Origin of the sequence: Rhodococcus sp. C3V, from assembly GCF_029269915.1 — a bacterium.
GTDB lineage: Bacteria > Actinomycetota > Actinomycetes > Mycobacteriales > Mycobacteriaceae > Rhodococcus_F > Rhodococcus_F qingshengii.
The window spans coordinates 1-698 of the sequence record NZ_JARJBE010000069.1; the positions used below are offsets into that span (position 1 = coordinate 1).

Sequence of the window (698 nt, forward strand, 5' to 3'; positions counted from 1 at the left end):
CTAGACGGAAAGCGTTACCGCCTGGGGTCGTCATTACATCGAAATGACCATCCGCGAAATCGAAGAAAAATTCGGCTTCAAAGTTCTGTATGCGGATACCGATGGTTTCTATGCGACCATTCCGGGTGAAAAACCGGAACTGATCAAAAAGAAAGCGAAAGAATTTCTGAACTACATCAACAGCAAACTGCCGGGTCTGCTGGAACTGGAATACGAAGGCTTTTACCTGCGCGGTTTCTTCGTGACCAAAAAACGCTATGCGGTGATCGATGAAGAAGGCCGTATTACCACCCGCGGTCTGGAAGTTGTTCGTCGCGATTGGAGCGAAATTGCGAAAGAAACCCAGGCGAAAGTTCTGGAAGCGATCCTGAAAGAAGGCAGCGTGGAAAAAGCGGTTGAAGTTGTTCGCGATGTTGTTGAAAAAATCGCGAAATACCGTGTGCCGCTGGAAAAACTGGTGATCCACGAACAGATTACCCGCGATCTGAAAGATTACAAAGCGATCGGTCCGCATGTTGCGATTGCGAAACGTCTGGCGGCGCGTGGTATCAAAGTTAAACCGGGCACCATCATCAGCTATATCGTGCTGAAAGGCAGCGGCAAAATCAGCGATCGTGTGATTCTGCTGACCGAATATGATCCGCGCAAACACAAATACGATCCGGATTACTACATCGAAAACCAGGTTCTGCCGGCGG

Annotated in this window: 1 pseudogene; it reads left to right on the forward strand. The window is 49.1% G+C overall.

Annotated features, from left to right (window positions below):
• Window positions 1–7: 7 nt before the first annotated feature.
• A pseudogene (locus P3G66_RS31830) lies at window positions 8–698 on the forward strand (DNA polymerase domain-containing protein); the annotation flags it as partial.